The organism is Arthrobacter sp. 05T410, from assembly GCF_056396505.1.
In genome coordinates this window covers 117624-123762 of the sequence record NZ_JBFTLP010000011.1, presented here as the reverse complement: position 1 = coordinate 123762, position 6139 = coordinate 117624, and the positions used below count along the sequence as shown (strand labels likewise).

The following is a 6139-nucleotide window of genomic DNA, read 5'->3' as shown; positions in this document are numbered from 1 at the left end:
TGGCTCCGGCTCCGCGACGGCCGGTGCCCGTTCCCCGGCTGCGCCAACCACTCCCTGGACAACGAGGCAGACCACCTCCTGGCCTGGGCCGACGGCGGCACCACCGGCATCTCGAACCTCGGCCAGCCCTGCCCGAAACACCACCGGCTCAAACACGCCTCCGCCTGGACACCGGACCGGGCCAGCAGAGACCACCCGCCGGGCTGGACCTCACCGTCCGGACGGCACTATCCCAGCGAACACCAGGACTGGGAACCACCCCACTGGCCCGAAGACTGGCTGCCCCACATCCCGGCCACGGACGAACCCAACCCGGAACCCGACCCCGACACGGGCCCCGATCAAGGCCAGCCCGCGGATCCGGGCCCAGGCCTGCCCCCGGACCCCTTCCCGGACTGGCACCAATTCACCGCCGGACACCAATTGCCCGACACAGTGCCGGAATACCGCCTGCTGCAACCCATCTGAACGGCCAACCGTCAATGTCCGGGCCATCAGCCTGCCGTCGGCGGGCCCTGTCCGCCACACCCGCGCAGGACTACGATTTTGCCTGTTGACCAAGTACCCGTGACCAGCACAGGCGGGGGCAAATGCAGAGTAAGGAAAACGCTGTGACGGGAACGACGATGGTGAGTGGACCGCACTGGCGGCGTGTAGTGGCAGCCCTCGCTAACACGGACGCTCGGACCGCCTACGCGCAAATAGTGCTCGGCGCCAAGCTCCCCGACGTGCTTGCTGACCTGAATGACCACCGGCGAAACCGGGCCATCGCTGCCCTCCTTGAGTCAGGACTCGTGGAAAGCAATGCCGCCAGTGACCTTGAGGCACCCGAGGCGATCTTCCGCGACCTCCTCACACAGCAACCCCGGCGGCAGCCGCAGACCGGATTGGCCCGCTTCATGCGCTTGGGGCGGATCGAGAGGTATCCAGCCAACATGACGGAACGGCGGGAGCTCCTGGCCTGGATCGTCAGCGAAGCCTTTGAGCCTGGCGAACACCTAACGGAAAAGCAGGTTAATGAACGACTGCTCAGTTATACCGATGACGTCGTCATGCTGCGCCGCTACATGATCGACTTCGGACTACTGGAACGGACGGCCTCGGGTTCCTCGTACTCCCGGCAGGCATAACGCGGGCTCCAGGCGGGCATTACGTGGGCTTTGAACTCGACGCTCTCATAGCGCCCAAACCTGCCCGAGAGCCAACATTGGCACCCACGGGATGCAGCGGTTCCTGTGCCACAGCGTGTCCAGCATGATTCCCAGCGGTCAGCCCGCGCCCTGGCCCTCGCGGGCCATTTCTTCCAGAATCCTGGCTGTCGGCGCTGCCGTCATCAGCTGCCCGATGACCTCGGGTTTGTCCCACACCTGGCTGCGCAACTTTGCCAGAAAGCCGGTCGCGGCGTCCCTGGTGTCGAAGTCAAGGAGCACGGCTACGCTGTTCTGGTCCTCTGTGTCCCGGAACAAGCGGACAGACCGGGCGCCGGAGGCGGCGCGGCCTGCGGGATCGCTGTCGAAGACACTCTTAAAGGCCTCGTAGTCCCGGACCGGATAGCTAATCTGCAGGGTGAACATCGTCGTTCCTTTCCCTCGGGCTATGTCAGGACCACGATAGGCCGTCCAGCGTCATCCCGGTAGGGCCGGAGAGCGGCTTTGATCCGGTGCTGCGCCGCCTTCCTTACAAGCAATCCCTTCGTATCAGTTCAAGTGGGCGCCCAACACGAGCGGGCATTCCGCTGGTCCGCTGATACCGTGCACCTTTGACCCGGTCGGTGACATTAGGCAGCACAGTCGCTACGTTGAAGACCGGACACTAGTGCCCTGGGCTCGGGCGCCGAAAGAAGGACTGAGTGGACAGTGATGCTGGTACGTGGTTTCTGAGCCGCGCTGAGCGGGGGAATTTGGCCACAGACGTACACGCGGGCGGGGCCGGATCGCCGCCGTGGTCGGAGGGCAATCTTGTGCGGCCCCTGATTCATGGAGCGACCTACTTCGCCCGGCTGCATGAGGAGTTGACGGCTCTGCAGGCCGGGGACCGCGTGTGGTTCACCGACTGGCGTGGCGACGCCGACGAGCGGCTGCTGGCGGACGGACCGTCGATCGGTGTGGTGCTCGCTGGCTTGGCCCGTGAGGGAGTGGAAGTGCGGGGCCTTGTCTGGCGATCCCATGGAGAGCGCGTGTCGGCCCCGATCAGCGGCCGATCCAATGAGCTGCTAAGCCGTCAGGTCAACGACGCAGGCGGAGAGGTGCTGCTGGATCAGCGTGTACGCCTGTTTGGCTCCCATCACCAAAAAATCTTCGTCATCCGCCGTCGTGACAACCCGTCGCGGGATGTCGCGTTCGTTGGCGGGATCGACCTTTCGCACAGCCGTCGGGACGATGCCGACCACGCGGGAGACCCGCAGGCCGTGAGCATGGATTCCCGGTACGGGAAACGACCGCCATGGCACGATGCCGCCCTCGAACTGCGTGGCCCCGTGGTCGCAGATGTCCTGGCAGTATTTGCTGAACGGTGGAACGACCCGCATCCTCTGGACCGGCGTACCCCCTACCGGATGCTGCTGCAACGTCTGGCCCGCATGCCCCGGCACCCCGAACCGCTCCCGGCCACTGCACCGCCACCGCCACCGCCACCGGCGGGCAAGCACGCCGTGCAGCTGCTGCGCACCTACGGGGTGAAACGTCCCCCGTTCCCGTTCGCGCCCGACGGGGAACGCAGCATTGCCCGCGCCTACACGAAAGCCTTCGCCCGCGCCCGCTCGCTGATCTACGTCGAGGATCAGTACCTGTGGTCGAAAGAGGTCGCAGCCGGAATCGCGGAGGCCCTCGACCGGAATCCCGACCTGAACGTGATCGCCGTCGTGCCCCGTTACCCCGACGCTGACGGGCCTCTCGCAGGGCCGGCGGCCCGGATCGGGCAACTGCGTGCCATCAGCATGCTGCGTCGGGTCGCGCCCGACAGGGTCGGCGTGTTCGACCTGGAAAACCGCGCGGGAACTCCGATCTATGTCCACGCCAAGATCTGCATCATCGACGACACCTGGTTCACCTGCGGCTCAGACAACTTCAACCGCCGGTCCTGGACCAACGACAGCGAGCTCACCTGCGCCGTACTCGACACGACTGTCGACAACCGGCCCTCGCCCGGCACAGACAACAGCCGCGACACATTCCGGCCTTTGGCGCACGGGCTCCGGCTCCAACTCTGGGCCGAACACCTGGGCCTGGAGCAGAACGATCCCCAGCTCGTCGACCCGGCGGCCGGGCTCAAACTTTGGAACACCACCGCAGACGCTCTCGACCGCTGGCATGAAGCCGGCCGCCGTTCCCCCCGCCCCGCCGGACACGCGCGCCACCACACTCCAGAGCCGGTGTCGGCCCGCCAACGCCTCTGGGCAGATCCGATGAGCCGTCTTCTCATGGACCCAGACGGCCGCCCGCGCCGGCTGCGCGGCACTACCCAGTTCTAGGCAAGACGCTGACGGCCGCGAACCGGCAGAACGCCTGAACGACTCCGGGGACTGTAGCCCCGCCACGCCGCCGCGTCTCCGCCTCAACCTTCGTGCATCCCAGGCAGACGACGGCGAGCACCACTCCGCAGCGGCAGCCCTCCTCGACGTCGTGACTTCTGTACTCAACGGCTATAACCTGACCGGCGACGATCCGGTCCAAATTGAACCGCGTTCTCCGCCTCATCGATGTGCAGAGCTTGAAGATTTCAATCTTAAGGAGGACTGCCGATGTCCACGCTGAGCAAGGCTGCGCCAGACGTACTCCAGCGCTACTACCGGATCCTGGCCGCCGGCATAGATGCGTTCGACCCCGACGGCGAGCTTCGCACTTTGCTCGTCGACGACCTCGAATTTGAAGGCCCGATCGCAGGGAAGCGCACAGGGGCAGCCGGATTCTGCCAAGGCGTAAAAGGGTTCATCGCCACGGTGTCGGACCTCGAGATCATCCAAGAGGTCCACGGCGCAGATGGCTCCGCGACACTCTACGACGCCCGCATGCCGGCCGGGATTGTCCGGCTCGCAGAGTTCTTCCGCTTCGACAACGGCAAAATCTCGACACTCAGGATCCACTACGATCCCGCCGACTACGTACGACAAGGCGGCCGCTGATCTTCGTCCCCCACCCGAGGCAGACGCCGCCGGCGTCGCGAAATGATTCAGTCTAAATCCGTCCTCGGCGTCGACGACAGACCCCCGGCAATTGCCTATGCGATGGAACAGCGCCGCCGGGGAAGCACCCGGCGGACAACCACCTCGGAACTGTCACCACGCCTGCGCCCTTGCTCTCCCCGGCCACTACGCGTATGAGAGAAGCATGGGTTCGCGACGAGATGTCCTTCGCGGTCGCGTGGCAGTCGTGACTGGCTCGACGCGCGGCCTGGGGTTGGCCATGGCCCGGTTGCTGGGGCATCAGGGTGCGACCGTGGTGCTGGCGTCCAGGTCGGACGCCGACGTCGCGGCCGCCGTCGAGCGGCTGCACGCTGAAGGGATCGTGGCATCCGGGCGTCACTGCGACACCGGTGAACTGGCCGACGTCGAGGCCCTGCGCGACGAGGCCCTTAGCCGCGGGACGCTCGGCATCTGGGTCAACAACGCCGGAGCTTCCGGTGTCTTCGGGCCGACGGCCTCCACGCCGGTCGAGGACTTCACGCAAGTGGTGCGCACGAACATCCTCGGCACGTTCCACGGGTCGAGGGTGGCGTTGCCGGTGTTCATCGGCCAAGGTCGCGGCGACCTCGTCAACGTGTACGGCCACGGCGACCAGGGGCCGGTAGCGCTGCAGAACGCGTACGCGTCAAGCAAGCGTTGGGTGCGCCAATTCACCGAGACGTTGCGGATGGAGACCAAGGGCACCGGCGTCCGGGTGCATGGCATGAATCCGGGCCTGGTGATCACGGACATGCTGGGGAACGTCACGTCCCAGCCCGGGTACGAGCATCGGCTGGGCGGGCTGCAGGTCGTCGTCGGGCTGTGGGGGCAGACCCCTGACGACGCCGCGCGGCCGCTGCTGGACCTGGTAACGTCGGACGCCGCCGAGTTCCGGTATCTGACCAAGACGACCATGGTGACCCGCGGCGTGCGCAACGTGCTGGCCGGACGCCTCCGTCGCGCCAAGCGCATGCCCCTGGACGTCACCGTCCTGGACACGAACCGCCAGGGCTGAACGTGTCCGTGTAAAAAGCGGTTCCACAGCCACTCCCCCTCCGCTAGACCGTCCGTCAGCACCGTCCGTCAGCACCGTCCGTCAGCCCACGCGAAGACTTAGTAGGTGTAGAAACCCTCGCCCGTCTCGACGCCGAGCTTGCCCTGGTCGATGTAGTTGTCCTTGAGGTACCGAGCGAAGGCCTGCGATCCGGGGTCTGGCGATGAGGCGGCAATGTTGTAGGCGGTTCCCAGCCCGACGACGTCGTAGATCTGGAACGGACCGCTCGGCGCTCCGGTGGCAATGCGCCACGTCTTGTCGATCGTTTCCGGGCTGGCGACGCCTTGCAGCAGCAGGCCGGCGGCCGCGTTCAGGAGCGGGACCAGCAGGGAGTTCAGCACGTAGCCGGCCTTCTCCTTCCTGATCTCGATTGGCTCCAGCCCGCTGTTTCGCGCGAAGTCGACGACGGCGTCGAAGACGGCGGGATCGGTTTCGTCGGTGCCCATCACCTCGGCGATGTTCTGCGCCCAGATGTTGTTGGCGTAATGGATGGCGAGGAAGCGGTCGGGGCGGCCGGTGGAATCTTTGAGATCACTGGGCAGCAAAGTTGATGAGTTCGTGGCGAAGATGGTCTTGGCGGGGGCCAGATCTGCGAGCGTGCGGTAGACGTCCCGCTTCACCTCGAGCAGCTCAGGAACGGCCTCGATCACAAGGTCTGCATCGGCGACGGCGTCCCCGAGGTTGGAGGTAAGGCGGAGGTTTTCAAGAGCTGCCTCGGCTTTGCTCTCTCCGGCACCGCCGACGTTGGCCGCCCGGTAGATGCCGACAAGCCGGGCGAAGCGCGCCCGGGCCTTCTCCAGGGCGTCGCCGTCGACGTCGTAGGCGGTGACAGCGAATCCGTGGAAGGCGGCCTGATAGGCGATCTGGGAACCGAGCACTCCGGTGCCGAGCACGGTCAGGGTCTTGATCTGGTGGGGCATGCGGGT

The 6139-nt window shown here is 65.9% G+C and carries 7 protein-coding genes; 5 read left to right on the top strand and 2 right to left on the bottom strand.

Going from position 1 to position 6139, the window contains the following annotated elements; all coding sequences use genetic code 11:
• Both AC1DFR_RS14865 and AC1DFR_RS14860 read left to right on the top strand, forming a co-directional pair.
• Positions 1-468: HNH endonuclease signature motif containing protein (locus AC1DFR_RS14865; RefSeq protein ID WP_476873752.1), on the top strand; the 468-nt coding region annotated here is incomplete at its 5' end.
• Between the two features lie 143 nt (positions 469-611).
• A complete protein-coding gene (locus tag AC1DFR_RS14860; RefSeq protein ID WP_476850094.1) occupies positions 612-1130 on the top strand; it encodes a DUF2087 domain-containing protein in 519 nt (172 codons plus the stop codon).
• Positions 1131-1268: 138 nt separating this feature from the next.
• Here AC1DFR_RS14860 and AC1DFR_RS14855 read toward each other — a convergent pair whose 3' ends face one another.
• Positions 1269-1574: a hypothetical protein gene (locus AC1DFR_RS14855; RefSeq protein WP_476850095.1), complete on the bottom strand. Its 306-nt coding sequence runs from the start codon at positions 1572-1574 to the stop codon at positions 1269-1271.
• Positions 1575-1960: 386 nt separating this feature from the next.
• Here AC1DFR_RS14855 and AC1DFR_RS14850 point away from each other — a divergent pair, with 386 nt between their 5' ends.
• The 3 genes from AC1DFR_RS14850 to AC1DFR_RS14840 all read left to right on the top strand — a co-directional run bounded on the left by AC1DFR_RS14850 (position 1961) and on the right by AC1DFR_RS14840 (position 5174).
• Positions 1961-3469 carry a phospholipase D family protein gene (locus AC1DFR_RS14850; RefSeq protein WP_476873751.1) on the top strand — a complete coding sequence of 503 codons (1509 nt, stop codon included), beginning with the start codon at positions 1961-1963 and terminating at the stop codon, positions 3467-3469.
• A 270-nt stretch (positions 3470-3739) separates the two neighbouring features.
• Positions 3740-4120, top strand: coding sequence for a nuclear transport factor 2 family protein (locus tag AC1DFR_RS14845; RefSeq protein ID WP_476873750.1), 381 nt, complete (start codon positions 3740-3742; stop codon positions 4118-4120).
• Between the two features lie 247 nt (positions 4121-4367).
• On the top strand, positions 4368-5174 hold the full coding sequence (locus tag AC1DFR_RS14840) for an SDR family NAD(P)-dependent oxidoreductase (protein ID WP_476873749.1): 807 nt from the start codon (positions 4368-4370) through the stop codon (positions 5172-5174).
• Between the two features lie 98 nt (positions 5175-5272).
• Here AC1DFR_RS14840 and AC1DFR_RS14835 read toward each other — a convergent pair whose 3' ends face one another.
• The gene (locus tag AC1DFR_RS14835) at positions 5273-6133 is read right to left on the bottom strand and encodes a 3-hydroxyacyl-CoA dehydrogenase (RefSeq protein WP_476850099.1); all 861 of its coding nucleotides are present in this window, start codon (positions 6131-6133) and stop codon (positions 5273-5275) included.
• Between the last annotated feature and the right edge of the window lie 6 nt (positions 6134-6139).